This is a genomic window from Streptomyces sp. NPDC001816, from assembly GCF_042892235.1.
Classification (GTDB): domain Bacteria; phylum Actinomycetota; class Actinomycetes; order Streptomycetales; family Streptomycetaceae; genus Streptomyces.
Genome location: NZ_JBIATY010000004.1, coordinates 264,958 through 281,294, shown reverse-complemented (window position 1 = coordinate 281,294; position 16,337 = coordinate 264,958). Strand labels below are relative to the sequence as shown.

Annotated in this window: 14 protein-coding genes and 1 tRNA gene; 5 read left to right on the top strand and 10 right to left on the bottom strand. The window is 69.6% G+C overall.

All coding sequences use genetic code 11. The features are described from left to right. Positions 1-199: 199 nt before the first annotated feature. On the bottom strand, positions 200-766 hold the full coding sequence (locus ACFYZZ_RS16800; RefSeq protein WP_389176190.1) for a Uma2 family endonuclease: 567 nt from the start codon (positions 764-766) through the stop codon (positions 200-202). Between the two features lie 149 nt (positions 767-915). On the opposite strand from ACFYZZ_RS16800, the gene ACFYZZ_RS16795 reads away from it, so the two are divergent. Together ACFYZZ_RS16795 and ACFYZZ_RS16790 are read left to right on the top strand one after the other, a co-directional pair. Next, a complete protein-coding gene (locus tag ACFYZZ_RS16795; protein WP_389176188.1) occupies positions 916-1,134 on the top strand; it encodes a hypothetical protein in 219 nt (72 codons plus the stop codon). 224 nt (positions 1,135-1,358) lie between these two features. Then, positions 1,359-1,907 (top strand): GIY-YIG nuclease family protein, encoded by a 549-nt coding sequence (locus tag ACFYZZ_RS16790; RefSeq protein ID WP_389176186.1) that lies wholly within the window; start codon positions 1,359-1,361, stop codon positions 1,905-1,907. A 114-nt stretch (positions 1,908-2,021) separates the two neighbouring features. On the opposite strand, the gene ACFYZZ_RS16785 is transcribed toward ACFYZZ_RS16790, so the two are convergent. From ACFYZZ_RS16785 to ACFYZZ_RS16770, 4 genes are all read right to left on the bottom strand, one after another. Continuing rightward, positions 2,022-2,348, bottom strand: a complete 327-nt coding sequence (locus ACFYZZ_RS16785; protein WP_389176184.1) for a hypothetical protein — start codon at positions 2,346-2,348, stop codon at positions 2,022-2,024. Positions 2,349-2,830: 482 nt separating this feature from the next. Beyond that, positions 2,831-3,994 carry an acyl-CoA thioesterase/BAAT N-terminal domain-containing protein gene (locus tag ACFYZZ_RS16780; protein WP_389176182.1) on the bottom strand — a complete coding sequence of 388 codons (1,164 nt, stop codon included), beginning with the start codon at positions 3,992-3,994 and terminating at the stop codon, positions 2,831-2,833. A gap of 1,243 nt (positions 3,995-5,237) precedes the next feature. Continuing rightward, a complete protein-coding gene (locus ACFYZZ_RS16775) occupies positions 5,238-5,597 on the bottom strand; it encodes a nuclear transport factor 2 family protein (protein WP_389176180.1) in 360 nt (119 codons plus the stop codon). Positions 5,598-5,622: 25 nt separating this feature from the next. Beyond that, complete coding sequence (locus ACFYZZ_RS16770; RefSeq protein ID WP_380967704.1) at positions 5,623-6,408, bottom strand: SDR family oxidoreductase; 786 nt, start codon at positions 6,406-6,408, stop codon at positions 5,623-5,625. A 99-nt stretch (positions 6,409-6,507) separates the two neighbouring features. Here ACFYZZ_RS16770 and ACFYZZ_RS16765 point away from each other — a divergent pair, with 99 nt between their 5' ends. Further along, positions 6,508-7,026, top strand: a complete 519-nt coding sequence (locus ACFYZZ_RS16765) for a winged helix-turn-helix transcriptional regulator (protein WP_389176177.1) — start codon at positions 6,508-6,510, stop codon at positions 7,024-7,026. A gap of 235 nt (positions 7,027-7,261) precedes the next feature. Here ACFYZZ_RS16765 and ACFYZZ_RS16760 read toward each other — a convergent pair whose 3' ends face one another. The 5 genes from ACFYZZ_RS16760 to ACFYZZ_RS16740 all read right to left on the bottom strand — a co-directional run bounded on the left by ACFYZZ_RS16760 (position 7,262) and on the right by ACFYZZ_RS16740 (position 13,622). After that, a complete protein-coding gene (locus tag ACFYZZ_RS16760) occupies positions 7,262-7,945 on the bottom strand; it encodes an alpha/beta fold hydrolase (RefSeq protein ID WP_067376493.1) in 684 nt (227 codons plus the stop codon). 669 nt (positions 7,946-8,614) lie between these two features. Then, positions 8,615-8,690 (bottom strand) — tRNA-Arg (locus ACFYZZ_RS16755). A gap of 87 nt (positions 8,691-8,777) precedes the next feature. Further along, entirely contained in the window at positions 8,778-10,418 is a 1,641-nt protein-coding gene (locus ACFYZZ_RS16750; RefSeq protein ID WP_389176175.1) for a glutamate--tRNA ligase, read from the bottom strand. Positions 10,419-10,607: 189 nt separating this feature from the next. Further along, on the bottom strand, positions 10,608-12,230 hold the full coding sequence (locus tag ACFYZZ_RS16745) for an IclR family transcriptional regulator C-terminal domain-containing protein (protein ID WP_389176173.1): 1,623 nt from the start codon (positions 12,228-12,230) through the stop codon (positions 10,608-10,610). Between the two features lie 99 nt (positions 12,231-12,329). Further along, positions 12,330-13,622 carry a M6 family metalloprotease domain-containing protein gene (locus tag ACFYZZ_RS16740; RefSeq protein ID WP_389176171.1) on the bottom strand — a complete coding sequence of 431 codons (1,293 nt, stop codon included), beginning with the start codon at positions 13,620-13,622 and terminating at the stop codon, positions 12,330-12,332. Positions 13,623-13,981: 359 nt separating this feature from the next. On the opposite strand from ACFYZZ_RS16740, the gene ACFYZZ_RS16735 reads away from it, so the two are divergent. Then, a complete protein-coding gene (locus tag ACFYZZ_RS16735; RefSeq protein ID WP_389176169.1) occupies positions 13,982-14,623 on the top strand; it encodes a TetR/AcrR family transcriptional regulator in 642 nt (213 codons plus the stop codon). A 171-nt stretch (positions 14,624-14,794) separates the two neighbouring features. After that, the gene (locus ACFYZZ_RS16730) at positions 14,795-16,333 is read left to right on the top strand and encodes an MFS transporter (protein ID WP_389176167.1); all 1,539 of its coding nucleotides are present in this window, start codon (positions 14,795-14,797) and stop codon (positions 16,331-16,333) included. The last annotated feature ends 4 nt before the right edge of the window (positions 16,334-16,337 follow it).

Below are 16,337 nucleotides of genomic sequence, written 5' to 3'. Positions count from 1 at the left end.
TCTGACCAGGTGTTTCTCTGTGCCTCCGGCAGGAGCGGGACCGAATCCTTGTCGAGGGGTGCCCGGCGCTGCCGCGCGGTGCCGTTTCCCCCTGGTCAGAACCGCGCTGCGAGCCACTTGATCCGGCTCATGCCGCCCTGTGTCGGGCCGTCCTCTCACGCATCGCTCACGCGCTGGCGGCTGCTGGGCGGCACGATGGTCAGACCTGGCCGAGGTCGATCTCCACCGGGAAGGGGGCCGCTACTTTGAGGATGCCGGTGAACAGCTCTCCGTCCCGGTAGGTCTTCGTCGCGGGGTCGAGAACGTACGTGTACACGAGAGGAACGCCTGTCGCGGCCTGCTCGATCCGCCAGTAGAAGCCGATGCCTGCCTTGGCGTACTGGTCGACCTTCACGATCCGGTCGGTGGTCTCCGAGCCCGGCGACACCACCTCCGCGACCAGCAGCACGTGCTCAGGGCGGGTGGGGGTGATGTCGATCGTGTCTGCGCGGTACACGACGACGTCCGGGCGGCGATTGGTGAGCGGGACGTCCTGAAGCCGGACGTCGAAGTCCGTGTCGGCGTTCCACTCCGGGCCCGCGGCGGCATCCAGGGCGTTCGCCAGAATCCGGGCCAGCCGGTTGTGCCGCTTGGACGCACTCGGACTCACGACGACCATCCCGTCCACGATCTCGATGCCGGCGCACTGCTCCTCGGACCAGGACTCGTACTCCTCAGCCGTGATCTGCTCATGCATCCACGCCGGGGCCACCATCTCGGCCGTCATGAAGCACCTCCCGGACACTGTGCTGCGGGCCCGATCCCGCTGGATTTCAGCGTACTGTCTGCCATCCGCCCGGCACGCTGATGTCGCTCACACTCCCTTCCCGTCGGCCGGCATCCGACCAGCGAGCCCACGACACATGAGGAACCGGCGTGGTGGACTCGTCACCAGGGGATCGGACCAGGCCGGCGCTGGTCCTGCAACGGCTCGACGGGGTGCCTTGGGAAATCCTGCTCGACATCAACCGCCATGCGCCGCCGCCGGACCTCGCCGTGATCCTCACAGCAGAACCGGGACTCATCGCCGAACGCATCGCACCGGCTCTGTCGATGACGTCGGGTCCCTGGATGTACCAATCACGACGTCCCTAATCTGTCCCCAACAGGGCCCCTGTCCCCGCGCTGTCCCCACCTGGTCCCCATCCGGGCCGCCTGGTGTGCCCGGCCGCCCAAAGGCGTACAACGGGGCATGCCGGGTCGCGTCTCGCGAACTCGTGAGCACCGCTCGGCCTTCGCGGGCGAGTACGCATCATCTCGGCGGAGCGGACTTGGAGGACTCGGGGAGCGCCCTCTGCCCGTGGCTCTATCCTGCGGCCATGTCGGAGCAGACGGCTGTGCAACAGACCACCGAAGCCCTGTTCACCTCACCGCGGTTGCTGTCCGAGGCGGTGGTCGCGCTGCCGAGGACCGCGGGGCTGTACGCCTGGTGGGCGCCGCCGAGCGTTCTCCCGTCGTTTTCTGGGCCGGTGAACTCCGCGGACCCCGGGCGTCGGCTGCTCTATCTCGGTAAGGCCACCCGGCTGCGGAGCCGTATCACCTTGAACCATCTGAGGCGTTCCGGGAGTTCCACGCTGCGCCGGACGCTGGCGGGGCTGCTCATGCCCACCGAGGGTTACCGGACGGTGTGGACCGACCGGGTGGTCCTTGTCCCGGAGGACGAGGAGCGTCTCACCGAGTGGATGCACGAGCACCTCGCGCTCACCTGGGTCGAGCGCCCCGATCCGCTGTCGGTGGAGGGGGAGTTGATCTCCAGGCTGGGGCCGCCGCTCAACGTCGACGGTGCGGAGCACAGTGCCGCACTCACCGCGGTGCGCGAGGCGCGGGCGAGGTACTACGAGAGCGCTGGGCCTCGGCCGGCCGAGTAGGCGTCTTGCTGGTCGGCGGGGTACACGTCTCTGAGTCCGATGTGCCTCATACGGGCACGGTGCTGATCGCCGCTTTCTAGTAGGTGCTGTGGGAGGCCGCGGGGTGGCCGCAGGTTATGGGTAGACGATCCCCAGCTGGTTGCCCTGCACGGCGGGGTTGAAGATGTTGGGCTTGACGCCGCCCTGTTCCCTCACTGATACGGACACCTGGTACTTCTCGCCGTGTACCAGGCCCTTGCCGACCGGGTACTCCGTCCACTGCGGATGGATCCGGGGTGTCGGCCAGGCCGCCATGTTGTACGACGGCATGCCGTTCGGCATGGACGTGCCCGGGTGGACGACCTCTTGGCCCGTGGCGTCCTCGAGCCAGATGTAGACGTCTACCAGGGCGGATCGGGATGTCGTGCGCCACTCGGCGTTCATGTACAGGCGGTCGTCCACGATCCGGCCGCATGCCTTCACCTGAACGCGACTAACACCTGATTCCCCCCCACCCGGTGCAATGGGTCGCCGGATTGGGCGGTGGGCTTGAGGCGGACGCGGAGGGTGTGGGATTCGGCGCCGGAGCTGCCGACTCCTGCTGCGACGGCGCGCGGCTCGGTGATGGGCTCGAGGAGACCGTGCCGGACGGCTTTGGGGAGGTGCTCGGCGGGGAGGAGGGCGAGGAGGTCGGCACCTTTGCGCCGCCCGGGTCCGGGCGGCGGGAGAGGGAGACATGGCGGACGGCCACGGCGGCTCGTTGCCGGGGGGCGTGTCAGGGGAGTCCGGAACCAGGGCGTCCGGAATTCGATATCCGGAGCCGGTGACCCGGGCTCGTACCACCGCGCTCGACGACGGCAGCGGTGCGCGTGTGCTGACGGTCGGTGTCGATGCCTCGGTCTTCCCTTCGCGGCCCCCGGCCCTGGCCGCAGCCACCGGGGCGCTCACCTCTGGGTGTCGGCGAGGAGGGCGAGGAGCTTGGGCCAGCCCCGCTCTCTGGCGACAGCGTTGCCGACGCGATTACCGCCCATGGATGGGGCGACTGTGCCCTCCGCGAGGAAGGGGAAGGTTCCGACGCCGTGCCCGGCGCCGGGGTAGACCAGTGCCCGGTACGGATGCCGGTCGTGGATCGCATGCAGGTTCCCGGTGATCGTCTTGACGTAAGTCGGTGACGGCCAAAGGGCGTCGTCTGCGCCCGCGATGGCCAGCAGTGGTCCGCTGAGGTGGTCCAGCGGGATGCTGCCCTGGGGAATGGGATGTCCGTCCTTGGTCCAGGCGTTGCCCCTGCCTTGGTATCCCGGGTTGACGTTGGACGACGGGGAGTACACGACGACGCCGTGGATCAGACGGGGATAGTCCTCGGCGAGGAGCAGGGCGGGTTCGCTGCCTCGGGAGTAGCCCATGGCGATGATGTGGGCAGGGTCCACGTCGGGCTGGGCGGCCAGCAGGCGGGCTGCGGTGGCGAAGTACTCCAACGGGACGTTGCGCAGGGTGGCGGGCAGGCCGTGCTCCCCGAAGTAGCCGAGAGCCAGTGTCGGGTAGCCGTGGGAGGCCAGCAGAGCCGCCTCCCATTTCATGCTGACACCGCCTTCGGATCCGCCGAAGGCCAGCACGGCCGGGTGCCGGGGAGTGCCGGGGCGGGGCAGGAACATCTCTCCGACGACCTTGTCATGGGCCAGGGTGAGCGTTCGGGCGCTGACTCCTTTGGCCGCCCATTCACGGGTGAGCGTGCGGCTCGCCAACTGCCGCCCATGCGCCGTCACGGTGATCTGCACGGCGTAGGAGGGGGAAGACTCAGGGTAATGGGGGAGGAAGTAGTCACTGTTCGAATCGCCGGCCGGGGGCCTCATCGACCAGAACAGGCCCATACCGTCGACCATGCTGTACGTCCCCGACACCGGCCGCGTCGTGGAGAGGTCGACGACGCCGTCATCGTCCGTGGTGAACGTTGCCCGGCCATGCCACACCTTGCCGTCGTACGCGGTCGCCGCAGAGCCGACGGTGATCTCGTCGTGTGGCTCCAGACCACTGACCCTCAAGTGAACGGCCTGATCAGCCAGGGCTATCGGCACATCGACCCCGATGACCGCCCTGGTACTGGCGTGCATCCCCGACGAGCATCCCGCCGCCCCCCAGCTGACCAGGACGCCTACCGCCAGGGCCCATCCCCGCAAGCACCGTAACGACACGTTGCTCCCCCATCACCAGGAAATGATCATCCACACTCATCCTGAAGTGCCCATCGAGTCAATCCTGGGGGCGGCACTGTAACGGGCGGGCAGCTGAGCGGCGTTGGCTGGAGTTTCGACGCCCAGCCAAGCGCCGCCGTGCTCGGATCCCGAAGCACTGGTTTGGAAGATCGCGTATGCAGGTCAGGGCTGAACGGCCAACTTGCCAGCCTGGCATGGAGCGCGGCCCGGGCTCGACGAGACGGTGCGGGCCGAACGCGCGAGGTTGCACGCGACTCGGCAATCCGAGACCTAAGGTTCGTCAGAGCGTCAGGGAAGCAGGGCATCCGACGATCAGGTTTGGCGCTCGACAGCGTCCGGCTGAAGCCGTAGTTCCTGGACTTGATAGCAATCCGAATAGATGGTTCCGACGATCGTGCCGCATACACATGCGAGATTGGGCCCCGATTCACCGTCCATCCCACAGCAGTACCCGCGGCGCATCGCGATGTCGGGATGCCCCTGCAGACCGAGGCCGTCTTCAGGGTTGAGCACGACGGTGCCTCTCGGACCGGACTCCACCAGTAGACCCGATGCAGCATCCAGTACGTAGGGAGGGCCGCACGGTTCGGGGTCGATCGCAAATGTTCCCGGCCCCATCCGCACGATGGGATCACTGGTATGCCCGTTTGCGTCCGCCGGCGACGCCTCCGGCCGGTACCACCCTTCATCCGTGTTCGGATCAGGCAAGGACCGCTCGGCGAGTGGCCGCGTCAGCACACAGTGGCAACCGCGACACCGGAAGACAGTCATCGAGCACCTCGTTTCTCGGATCATTATCGGTGGGCCAGGTGCCCATGCGGTCCGCGGAGTCCCAATGACTGCAAGCCGACGGTGCGCCGCCCATCAGTGAGGACGGAGCACTGTGTCTGCTCGGGGTCAGCTCAGGAAGTTCCCGCCCGATCGGGCACGCTGATGGGGATCTTTGAATCTCCTCACCCTTTGCAGGCCCCGGAGTTGCTTGCCTCGATTCCTCAGGCGTGCAAGTGCCGATCTGCGGGTTGCCGAACTTGAGGGCTGGCTCTTGGCCGGGTGGCTGGGTGGGCACGAGGGCTGGGACGGGGCGGTCCGGGGGTGGGTGGGGTCTCTCTCGAGGTCGGGAACAGGTGGTGTGGGAGCGGGTTCAGGGTTCGATGGCGAGGTGTTCGATGAGGTCGTCGCGGAGCGTGAACCGATAGTGGAGATCGATGGTGCCGCCGGGGAAGTTGCCTTCGAGATGGTGTGTGGCGATGTAGTGGGCGGTGCCGGTCTGCTGGGCGTTCGTGAGGTGGATGGTGTAGGTGAATTCGGTGGCTGATCGGTCCAGCCACCGCTCGATCGCGGCGCTGCCCTGGTAGGTGTTGCCGTCGTCGATCACTGTGGCGTCGTCGGTGAACGTCGTGACCGCGGTGGCGGTGTCGTGGGCGCGGTGCGCTGTGAGGTAGCGGGTGATCACCGCGGGCAGGTCGTCCGGGGTGATGGTCCGGGGCTGGTTGTCGTGCATGACGCTCCTGAAGGTGGTGGCGGGTTCAGACGGTGGGGGTGGTGCCGCCGTCGATGACGTGTTCGGCGCCGACGATGGCCGAGGCGCGGTCGGAGACGAGAAAGGCGACGAGTTCGGCGACCTCCTCGGGCCGGTTGGGACGGCCGAGCGGGATGCCTCCCAGGGAGTCCATGAGCCGGCCCAGCGCCGCTTCCTGGCTGATGCCGGCGTCGTGGGCGATCCGGGTGACGAGGTTGTCGGCGGCCGAGGTCTGGACGAAGCCGGGCGAGACGGTGTTGACGCGGACGCCGTGCGGGGCGACCTGGTTGGCCAGGCCCTTGCTGTAGGTGGTCAGGGCGGCCTTGGCGGCGGCGTAGGCCAGGGTGCCGTTCCACAGCGGCATGCGGCGCTGGATCGAGGTGACGTGCACGACCGCGCCCTTGCCCGTGGCGATCATGTGCGGGAGGAGTGCGCGGTCCAGGCGGACGGCGGCCAGCAGGTTCGTGTTCAGCTCCCTTGCCCAGTCGTCCTCGCCGAGCGCGGCGAATCCTCCTGCTGGTGCCTCGGAGCCGCCGAGGGTGTTGACCAGGATGTCGACGCCTCCCATGCGGGCGTCCACCTCGGAGGCGACGTGGGCGGCGCCCTGGGCGGTGGACAGGTCGGCGGTGATGAACGTCTTCTCCTCGACGTCGTCGGGGCGGCTGCGGGCGGTGACCAGCACGGTCGCGCCGGCCTCGGCGAGCCGTCGGGCGATCGCGGCTCCGGTGCCCTTGGTGCCGCCGGTGACCAGAGCGCGTCGGCCTTCGAGGGATTCGCTGATGGATGTGGTCACGTTGTGCTCCGTTCCCGGGCGCGGGTATACGAGGCGCCGCTCCCGTCGCGACTGCTAAAATAGAAGCTACTAACTTCGACATTAGCAGTAACTGAGGGGATGGTCGCCGTGGCGAGCCGCATCAGGCTGGAGGACCGGGAGTGCCCGCTGTCCACGACGGTGGAACACGTCGGCGAGTGGTGGACACTGCTGATCCTCCACGACGCCTTCGATGGCTACACCCGCTTCGACCAGTTCCAGGAGAGCCTGGGCATCTCCTCCAGCATGCTCACCACCCGGCTGAAGACCCTGGTCGCCGACGGTCTGCTGGAGCGCCGGCCCTACCAGACCAGCCCCGTCCGGCACGAGTACGTCCTGACCGAACTCGGGCGCTCCCTGCGCCCGGTGATCGTCGCCCTCGCCGCGTGGGGCAACTCCCGCCTCACGCCGACGGAGCGCAGCATGATCCTCGTCGACGCGCACACCGGCGAGGAAGTCGAGCCTGTCGTCGTCGACGCCAAAACCGGCCGCCGACTCGACGACAGCGCCGCCTACGTCTTCACCGCGGGCCCCGCAGCCAGCGACGCGATGCGCACCCGCTACGCGGCACGGCCGGCCATTCCCGCGGAAGAGGTGTAAGTCCGCCCGGAAGAGCCTCGTACGGCCTTGAACAGGGTCGCGAGCACGGGCTCCACCTGACCAGCCTCGCGGCACCGCCTTGTCACACGCGACGGGTACGCCATGCCCGCAGCGACCTCGACGCCGTCGCGGCGGCTCCCAACGCGCGCCCACGCAAGACTCTCGGGTGGAGCCTGCAGCAGGACTTCACCCCCGCAGCGATGCCCAAAGGCGGCGTGCCCCGCGGTCCTCGGCCCTACTCCAGGGTCTTCGCAGCGTTGCGGATGACCTCGAGGACAGCGTTGGGCTGAGAGAGCATCGGGACGTGGCTGCTGTCGAGGCTGACGGTCGTTGCCTTCATCCGTTCGGCGGAAGCGCGCTCCCGGTCCGGGTTCACCGTGCGGTCCTGGGTGCCCACGATGTACCAGCTCGGCTTCGCTCGCCAGGCATTGCCGGGTACCTGCTGGTCGAAGAGGTCCGCGATCGGCGGGTTGGCGGTCGCCAGCACGAGCTTTTGTTCCTCCAGCGGCAGGTCGCCGCAGAAGTCGCCGATGCCCGACTCCTTGAGGTAGATGCGGTTGTCGGCGACCTCAAGGTGCTCGAAAACCGGCGAGCTGGGAAACGCGGCCAGGTGCTGCTGCGAGGTCTCGTCGTCGTCCGGGGCAAGCGCGCAGATGTACACCAGGGCGCCCACCCGGTCGTGCACGCCCGCCTTGGTGATCAGTGTGCCGCCGTAGGAGTGGCCCACGAGCACGACCGGGCCGGGCACGTGGTTGATCGCGCGGGTTACGCAGTCGACGTCGCCTGCGAGCGAGTCAAGTCCATGCTGTGACGCGAAGACCTCGCGACCCTCGGCCTGGAGTGCGGGGATGAGCTTTGCGAAGCACGAGCCATCGGCCCACAAGCCGTGGGCCAGCACGATGCTGGCTTTTCCGGCCATGAGTGTCTCCTCTGTCGCTACGTCGCTACCTGTAGCGGAGATCGACTTCGTTTGATCCTCTTTGTTCAACCCTAGGTGGGAACTACAGGTGCCGCTCGCCCGACACGAGGTCCAGGTCTTCCGACCGGCCTGACCCCCTGCCTCACCCACCACTCACCCCAGCTCCCATCCCGTACGCCGTCGACCCACACACCGTGGAGCAGGCGTGGTCCCTGGCGTCCAGGTGGAGCGCGCCACTGTACGAACGACTGTGAGGATTGATCACGGCGCCGCTCGGCGGGCCTGACCCACCCAACGATTGACGTTTCGAGCTGTCCTCTCCAGGCTCCCGAGCTGCCTGACGCACAGCGAACACCAACACCGCCAGAAATCGCTAAGTCGTCGGCTTGGGCCGTCCGTTGCGGACGGTGGCCCGCGTGACGTCGGCAGGCGGTCGGAGAGCACGGGTGCAGGGGCGACCGCGGGGTCCTAGTCGGGCTCGAGGACGCCGATGTGGACGGGGCCTACTGACGGCTGTGCGTGAAAGGGGACGAAGGGGGGCAATCGCCCAGGATTCCCGCGCGGGAGGTTGCCCGACGGCCCGTTCCCATTCGTTCCCATGCAAGGCCAAAAGGCCCCCCGGAGATCACTTCCGAGGAGCCTTTCTGGTGCATCGTGCCTGGTCAGGCATGGTGCCCCCGGCAGGATTCGAACCTGCGACACCCGCTTTAGGAGAGCGGTGCTCTATCCCCTGAGCTACGAAGGCGAGGATCTGCACCGACAGTGTAGCGGCTGCCGCCGTGGGGGGTTCGAGCGTTTGTGGGGTCGGCGGGTGGGGGTGGTGAGGGAAGGGCTACGCGGTCAGTGCGGACACGCGGCGGAGTACCTCGTCGCGGCCCAGTGTGCGGGCCACGGCGAAGAGGTCCGGGCTGCGGGTCGAGCCGGTCAGGGCCACCCGGATCAGCTGGGAGGCCTCGCGGATCGAGCCGGGGTAGGCGTCCGGGTTCTTCTTGTACTCCTTGGGCGAGGGGGCGAAGCCGTGCTTGGTGGCGAGGGTGCGGATCTGGTCGAACCAGGCCTGGGGGTCGTCCAGTTCCGCATACTGCGCCGCGAAGTCCTGCGCGAAGGCGCGGACCAGGTCCTCGTCGAGGCCGCCGAGACGCTCGTCCCCGGCGGCGACGAGGGTGAACAGCTGCGGGAAGAAGAAGCCGTAGGCGTCGCGGAAGTCCGACCACTTGCGGAGATCCTTGCGGGGGTTGTCCACGCCCACGCGCTCCACGTCCACGGCCGCCAGCGCGAGCGCCCGCTCGGCGTCCAGGACCGGTACGAGGCCGGGGTCGTGGGACAGGGCCCACTCCCGTACGGCGGTGAGGATCTGCTCGCTGCTCAGGGTGGCGATGTGGTCCGCGCTGATGCCCTCCAGCTTCACCAGGTCGACCAGCGGACCAGCCACGCCGCAGTCCTCAAGCCTGATGGGCTCCTGCAGCGCCTGGGCGAGCGGCAGTTCGGCCAGCCGGCCGTTCGCGAGGCCGCGGAGGTAGTAGAGCACCGGCTCGGCCGGGTAGCCCTCGCCGAGGTAGAAGTCGACCGTGGACTCGGGGTCCTTGCGCTTGGAGAGCTTCCGCTTGCCGCCCTTGATCTGCTTCATCAGCGGCGCGATGTGCGCGTACACGGGCGGTTCGAAGCCGAGCGCCTCGAAGAGCTGGAGGTGCACGGGCACGGAGGAGATCCACTCCTCGCCCCTGATGACGAGGTTGACCCGCATCAGGTGGTCGTCCACGACGTGCGCGAAGTGGTACGTGGGCAACCGCAGCGCACTGTCGGAGGACTTGAGGATCACCACGTCGTTGCGGTTGTCCTCGTGCTCCAGGCGCCCGCGGATGGCGTCCGTGAAGGACCGGCGCGCACCGCGCAGGGCGGGCGAGCGGAAACGCACCACGTAGGGCGCGCCCTCGGCGAGCTTGGCCGCGACCTCGGCGGGGTCGGCGTCGCGCCAGATCGCCCAGTCGCCGTAGTAGCCGGTCGGCACCTTGGCATCCTCCTGGCGCTGCCGGATGTCGGCCAGCTCCTCCTGGGTCGCGAAGCAGAGGTAGGCCTGTCCCGTCCGCAGCAGCGCACGCGCGTAGCTGAGGTAGATCTCCTGGCGTGCCGACTGGAGGTAGGGGCCGTAGTCGCCGACGGTCGTGGCGTTGTCGGCGGGCAGCGAGAAGTAGGCGAACGCCCGGTCGAACTGCTCTGTGGCGCCCTCGACTTGGCGTGACTGGTCGGTGTCCTCGATGCGCAGCAGGTACGTGCCACCGGTGCGGTGCGCGACGGCCTGGTTGATCAGGCCCGCGTAGATCCCGCCGATGTGGACGAAGCCGGTCGGCGACGGCGCCAGCCGTGTGACCTGCGCGCCGGCGGGCAGGTCGCGGGCCGGGTAGCGCTGCTCCCAGTGCGCGGGCTCCGGAAGGTCCGCGGGGAACAGTGCGTCGATGGTGCTGGCGTCGAGCATGGAGGGTCTCGGTTTCCGACCTGGAAGGGACAAGGAGTGTGGAAAGGGGTGTGGAAAGGGGCGCGGGAGGAACGCAGGAGGAGCGCAGAAGGGGGGTAGAAGGGGCGTTGATGGATGTTTGTTCAGGTTATCAACGGGGCGCTCGGGCTTGGCGGGTGGATGTTGGGCCAGGGGGCATCCGGCCGGGGCTCAGGCCGGCGGGACCCGTGTGAAGCGGGACGCGGTGTGCAGGTCCGTCTGGATCCGGTCGGCGGTCGCGCTGAGGGCGGGGAGGAGGTCGTCGACGCACTCCTGCAGGGTGCGGCGGGCCGGGTGGGTGGCTACGTTCACTGCGGCGACCGCCCGACCCGTGCGGTCCCGTACCGGTACGGCTATCGAGCGCAGGCCCGACTCCAGCTCCTCGTCGACGAGGGCGTAGCCCTGCGCGCGGACCTCGGCGAGGGCGGGGGACAGGGGGGACAGGGGTTCGGCGCCGTCCGCCAGGAGGACGCGGCCCAGGGACGTCGACGCGGCCGGCAGCCGTGCGCCCACCGTGATGTCCACCGTCAGTACCCGGCTCGCGCCTGCCCCGGCCGTGTACTGGATCTCCGACTCCGCGCCCGGCGCCAGGACCGCCAGTGCCGTCGGCTCGTGCAACCGGTCGGTGAGGGCGCGCAGATGGGGCTCGGCGAGGCGGGGGAGCGTGGTGCGGGACAGCGGCGGGAAGCCCAGGTCCAGGACGCGGGGCGTGAGAGTGAAGGTGCGGTCGGGGCCCGCGGCCACCAGGCCCAGGTGCTCGTACGTGATCAGCGCCCGCCGGGCCGTGGCGCGGGCCAGGCCGGTCGCCCGGGCCACCTCGGTCAGCGGCAGCGCGGAGCGGTCCGCGCCGAACGCGGTCAGTACGGTCAGGCCCCGGGCCAGAGACTCGACGAACTCCCGGCCCAGCTCGTGCTTGGACGCCGTCGTCCAGGTCGCCAGGCCCGCGGGCGGCGGGCCGGGGTGCGGCCGCGGTGCCTCGCGCAGGTCGGCCTCCATCGCCGCCACCGCCGTACGCAGCCGGGGGAGCAGGGAGGTGCGCAGGTCGGCCGCCGAGTGGCGGCTGGTGTGGCTGACCACGCTCGCCACGCACGCCACCCGGCCGGTGTCCGGCTCCCGTACCGGTACGGACACCGCGACCAGGCCGGGTTCGATCAGCTGGTCGTCCAGTGCCCAGCCGTCCCGGCGGGCCCGTTTCGCCCGCCGTTCGAAGTCGTCCGCGGCGGATGCCGGCCGGGGCGGTACGGCGGGGAAGGAGGCGTCCTCGGGGTCGTCGGCCCGGCGGGCCCGCCACCGCTGCCAGTCCGCGTCCGTCCATCCGGCCGCGAACAGCGGTCCGGGCGCGGTGCGTTCGGCCGGCAGCAGGTCGCCGATGCGGAAGCTCACGGACATCGCGCGGCGGCGGGTGGCCTGGTGGATGAAGCGGATGCCGTCCAGGTCGGCCACCGCGAGCGACACCGACTCGTCCAGCTCGTCGGCGAGGGCGTCCGCGCGCGCGTCGAGGAGCGCGGGCAGGCGCAGGGCGGCCAGGTAGGCGTTGCCCAGCTCCATCACGCGGGGGGCGAGGACGACGTCCCGGCCGTCGAGGCGGACGTATCCCATGCGGGCCAGGGTGGCGGTGATCCGGTCGACCGTGGACCGGGCGAGCCCGGTGGCCCGCTCCAGCGCGCTCGGGCTCAGTGTGCCGCCCGCCTCGGTCAGCCGCCGCAGCACGGCGATCCCACGGATCAACGGCGCGACCGCCTCGGCCGGCACCCCGGCGTGGACCTCGGCATCCAGTGCGGTGTTCGCGGGCATCAACTCTCCGATACGGCATCCAGGCACGCCTACGCGCTACGGTAAACCCGCCCGCGCGGCGGTCGGCCCGCCTCTCGCTCCGTCTCCGCTCCGCTCCCGCTAGGTCCGGGTGATCCGCACCTTGTAGTTCCCGGAATCGTCCGCACCCAGCACCTCGATCGTGATGCCGTGGCGCGGGTCCTTGAAGGACTCGCCGGTGGTGAAGGGGGCGTCGGAGAGTTCCGCCTGGACGTTGGGGCTGCGGGTGCAGCCGCCGCTGCCCCGGTGGGCGTCGTAGACGGTGACCGGGCCGCGTCCGGTGTCCACGGCGGCGTCGACCTTGTAGACGAGGATGCCCGGCTTGCAGACCGCCTCGTCGTTGCCGCCCGGGGCGCGCAGCTCCAGCGCGTACGTGGTCCGCGCGTCGACCGGTACGAGGACCAGCTTCCCGCCGCCCTCCTTGTACAGCGGCGTCAGCGTGTATTCGACGGTGCCCGGGGCGGCCGCGCAGCCGACCTGGTTGCCGTCCAGCCAGCCCAGCTTCCACTTGTGCCAGCCGAGCAGGTCGTTGTTGGCCCCCCAGTCCTCGCTCATGATGTCCCAGTGGCCGACCGTGCCCCCGCCCTCCTGGGTGTAGAGGTCGGGCAGCCCGAAGGTGTGGCCGTTCTCGTGCGGCAGGACGCGGTAGCCGGTGCGGGAGTAGGAGCCGGAGCCGTCGTCCTGGCGGGAGTAGACGAAGGACGCGTTGGCGATGGGGATGCCGTCGGCGACCGGGGCGTCGGCGTTGCCGGCGAAGGTCACGGACAGCACCGTGTCCAGGGCGGAGGGGCCGGCGTTCGGGGTGATCAGCACGTTCAGCAGGTCGTACGAGTGGAAGTCCACGTCGGGATCGGCGGCGGCCACGATGTCCTGCACCAGTTGCCGGTAGCCGGGGTCGAAGGGCGCGCCGCGCTCTATGCCGTACTCCTTGAAGGGCTTCGGCATCCGCAGCCAGGACCCGATCGGGGTCTCGGGGTGGTAGTCGAGCCGGCCGTACGACGCCGTGCGGAACCACTCCTGGGTCTGGGGGAAGAACTCGTGGAACCGGTCGAGTGCGCTGCCCTGCCCGGGCGCGTCGGAGAAGTCGACCATCAGGGTCAGGGCGTGGACCGTGCCGGTGGAGCGGGAGTAACCGGCCGGGGTGGGCAGGCCTTCCGTCATCTGGACGTCCAGGCCGCTGTGGATGAGGCACGGCGAGAGGGCGGTGGAGCGGGCCAGGCCTATCGGCCCGGCGGTGGTGGGCGCCGCCAGATGTCCGGTCCCGGCCGAGGTGCTGACCGTGAGGGTGAGAACGGTCACCGCGACGAGGGCGGCCACGCGGCGCGGGCGTATGCGGCGCGGGCGTATTTGGCGGCGGGGCGAGTGCGGCTGCATGCATGGACCTTTCGCTCCACGGCAGCCGCCGGTCGCCGACTGCACCCTTGCGCTCACCCTGTGTCGACGGGGTGGGGGGCGCGCGCTGGAGGAGACCGATCGTGGGAAATCCCCGCGCGAGCGGGTGGGAACCGCGCCCGGTAAGTGTGGTTCAGGTCACAGGAATTCTTTCCGGGGCGGGAAATAACCGGGGAACCTCTCCCCGTTTAGACCTGTGTCCGAGCGAAACGGGGAGTCCTTCCCCGGATCGCCCCCGCAGACCTGGATCTCCGTCAAGAGACGCGGATCTCCGTCAGCAGACGCTGATCTCCGTCAACAGGCGCAGATCACCGTCATGTCAACGACTCAGGGAGTACGCCGTGCAGACCGCAACCCCCACGCGCAAGGTGTCCCGGCCGCGCGCCGACGCCCTGCGCAACCGGGAGCGGATCGTCACCGCCGCCCGGGAGATGTTCGTCGAACACGGCCCGGACGTGCCGCTGGACGAGATCGCCCGCCGGGCCGGCGTCGGCAATGCCACCCTGTACCGCAACTTCCCGGACCGTGACGCCCTCGTCCGCGAGGTCGTCTGCTCCGTCATGGACCGTACGGCCGAAGCGGCCGAGCAGGCCCTCGCGGAGACCGGGGACGCCTTCGCCGCCCTGGAGCATTTCGCGCACACCGCCGCCGACGAGCGGATCAGCGCGCTGTGCCCGATGGTCTCCAGCACCTTCGACAAGGACCACCCCGACCTGGTGGCATCCCAGGACCGGGTCGAGCAGCTGGTCGAGGCAGTCATGGACCGGGCGAAGGAGGCGGGCCAGCTCCGCGCCGACGTGGGCGTCGGCGACCTGCTCGTCGCCGTGTCCCAGCTCAGCCGGCCGCCGGCCGGCACCGACTGCCTGAGCAGCGACCGCTTCGTCCACCGCCATCTGCAGCTGTTCCTGGACGGGCTGCGGGCCCCCGCCCGCTCGGCCCTGCCGGGGACGGCCGTGACCATCAAGGAGCTGCGCCGGTGCTGAGCGATTAGTTCCGGCCGCGCCGGCGGTCTCCCACACACCAGCACCCCGGTCGTCAGCGACGACGGGCCGGACCCTCCAGCACGCCCGACAGTCTGCCCTTTTCTGATCTTTTTCTGATCTTTCCGTTTTCTGATCGTTTTTCCGTCACGAAGTCCCGAAGTGGGTACCCCCATGTCCGAAACAGCCCTCAAGGCTCCCCGCGCCGTCGCACTGAGCGGTGACGCCAACCGCTGGAAAGCGCTCGTCTTCATCGCGCTCGCCCAGCTGATGGTCGTCCTCGACGCCACCATCGTGAACATCGCCCTGCCCTCCGCCCAGCAGGACCTCGGCATATCCGACGGCAACCGACAGTGGGTCGTCACCGCCTACGCCCTCGCCTTCGGTGGTCTGCTGCTCTTCGGTGGCCGCATCGCCGACCTGTGGGGCCGCAAGCGCGCCTTCGTCCTCGGCCTGACCGGTTTCGCCGCGGCCTCCGTGCTCGGCGGTGTCGCCACCACCGGCGCGATGATGTTCGGCGCCCGCGCGCTCCAGGGTGCCTTCGGCGCCCTGCTCGCCCCGGCCGCGCTGTCGCTGCTCGCCGTGATGTTCACGGACGCCAAGGAGCGCGCCAAGGCGTTCGGCATCTACGGCGCGATCGCCGGTGGTGGTGGCGCCGTCGGCCTGATCCTCGGCGGCTTCCTCACCGAGTACCTGGACTGGCGCTGGACCTTCTTCGTGAACGTCCCGTTCGCCGTCGTCGCCGCGCTCGGCGCCAACTTCGTCATCCGTGAGCCGGAGGGCGGCCGCAACCGCTCCCCGCTCGACATCCCGGGCGTGATCCTCTCCACCCTCGGCCTCGTCGCCCTCGTCTACGGCTTCACCCGCGCCGAGTCCGACGGCTGGAGCGATGCCGTGACCGTCTCGATGTTCGTCGCGTCCGCGGTGCTGCTGATCGCCTTCGCGCTGGTCGAGTCCAGGGTCAAGGCCCCGCTGCTGCCGCTGCGCGTGGTCACCGACCGCAACCGCGGCGGGATCTACCTCTCCCTGGGCCTCGCGATCATCGGCATGTTCGGCCTGTTCCTCTTCCTGACCTACTACCTGCAGGTCGTGAAGGGCTACTCGCCGGTCAAGACCGGCTTCGCGTTCCTGCCGATGATCGCGGGCATGATCACCGGCTCCACCCAGATCGGCACCCGGCTGATGACCCGGGTCCCGGCCCGCTTCCTGATGGGCCCCGGCTTCCTGGTCGCCGGTCTCGGCATGCTGCTGCTGACCCAGCTGGAGGTCGGCTCCTCGTACACCACCCTGCTGCTGCCCGCGATGCTGCTGCTCGGCCTCGGCATGGGTACGGCGTTCATGCCGGCCATGTCCCTGGCCACCTCGGGCGTCGAGCCCCGGGACGCCGGTGTCGCCTCCGCGATGGTCAACACCTCGCAGCAGGTGGGCGGCGCGATCGGCACCGCCCTGCTGAACACGATCGCCGCCTCCGCGACGACGTCGTACGTCAAGGACCACATCGCCGGTGCGGCCTCCAAGCCGCAGCAGCAGCTGGTCCAGCTGCAGGGCATGGTGCACGGCTACAGCGCGGCGATCTGGTTCGCCGTCGGCATCCTGGGCCTCGCCTCGCTGATCGCCTTCACCTTCGTCAACGCCGGCCGTCCGGGCGCCGTCACGGTGGCCTCCGGCGAGGGCGTCGAGGACGAGGTGCCGGTGCCGGTGGTCGCCCACTGACCCC

What these genes read in the sequence shown, in the direction of transcription:
- ACFYZZ_RS16750 (WP_389176175.1), bottom strand. Translation starts at nt 10,418, where the DNA reads ATGCTCGACGCCAGCACCATCGACGCACTGTTCCCCGCGGACCTTCCG.
- ACFYZZ_RS16740 (WP_389176171.1), bottom strand. Translation starts at nt 13,622, where the DNA reads ATGCAGCCGCACTCGCCCCGCCGCCAAATACGCCCGCGCCGCATACGC.
- ACFYZZ_RS16765 (WP_389176177.1), top strand. Translation starts at nt 6,508, where the DNA reads ATGGTCGCCGTGGCGAGCCGCATCAGGCTGGAGGACCGGGAGTGCCCG.
- ACFYZZ_RS16790 (WP_389176186.1), top strand. Translation starts at nt 1,359, where the DNA reads ATGTCGGAGCAGACGGCTGTGCAACAGACCACCGAAGCCCTGTTCACC.
- ACFYZZ_RS16760 (WP_067376493.1), bottom strand. Translation starts at nt 7,945, where the DNA reads ATGGCCGGAAAAGCCAGCATCGTGCTGGCCCACGGCTTGTGGGCCGAT.
- ACFYZZ_RS16730 (WP_389176167.1), top strand. Translation starts at nt 14,795, where the DNA reads ATGTCCGAAACAGCCCTCAAGGCTCCCCGCGCCGTCGCACTGAGCGGT.
- ACFYZZ_RS16780 (WP_389176182.1), bottom strand. Translation starts at nt 3,994, where the DNA reads ATGCACGCCAGTACCAGGGCGGTCATCGGGGTCGATGTGCCGATAGCC.
- ACFYZZ_RS16775 (WP_389176180.1), bottom strand. Translation starts at nt 5,597, where the DNA reads ATGCACGACAACCAGCCCCGGACCATCACCCCGGACGACCTGCCCGCG.
- ACFYZZ_RS16745 (WP_389176173.1), bottom strand. Translation starts at nt 12,230, where the DNA reads ATGCCCGCGAACACCGCACTGGATGCCGAGGTCCACGCCGGGGTGCCG.
- ACFYZZ_RS16800 (WP_389176190.1), bottom strand. Translation starts at nt 766, where the DNA reads ATGACGGCCGAGATGGTGGCCCCGGCGTGGATGCATGAGCAGATCACG.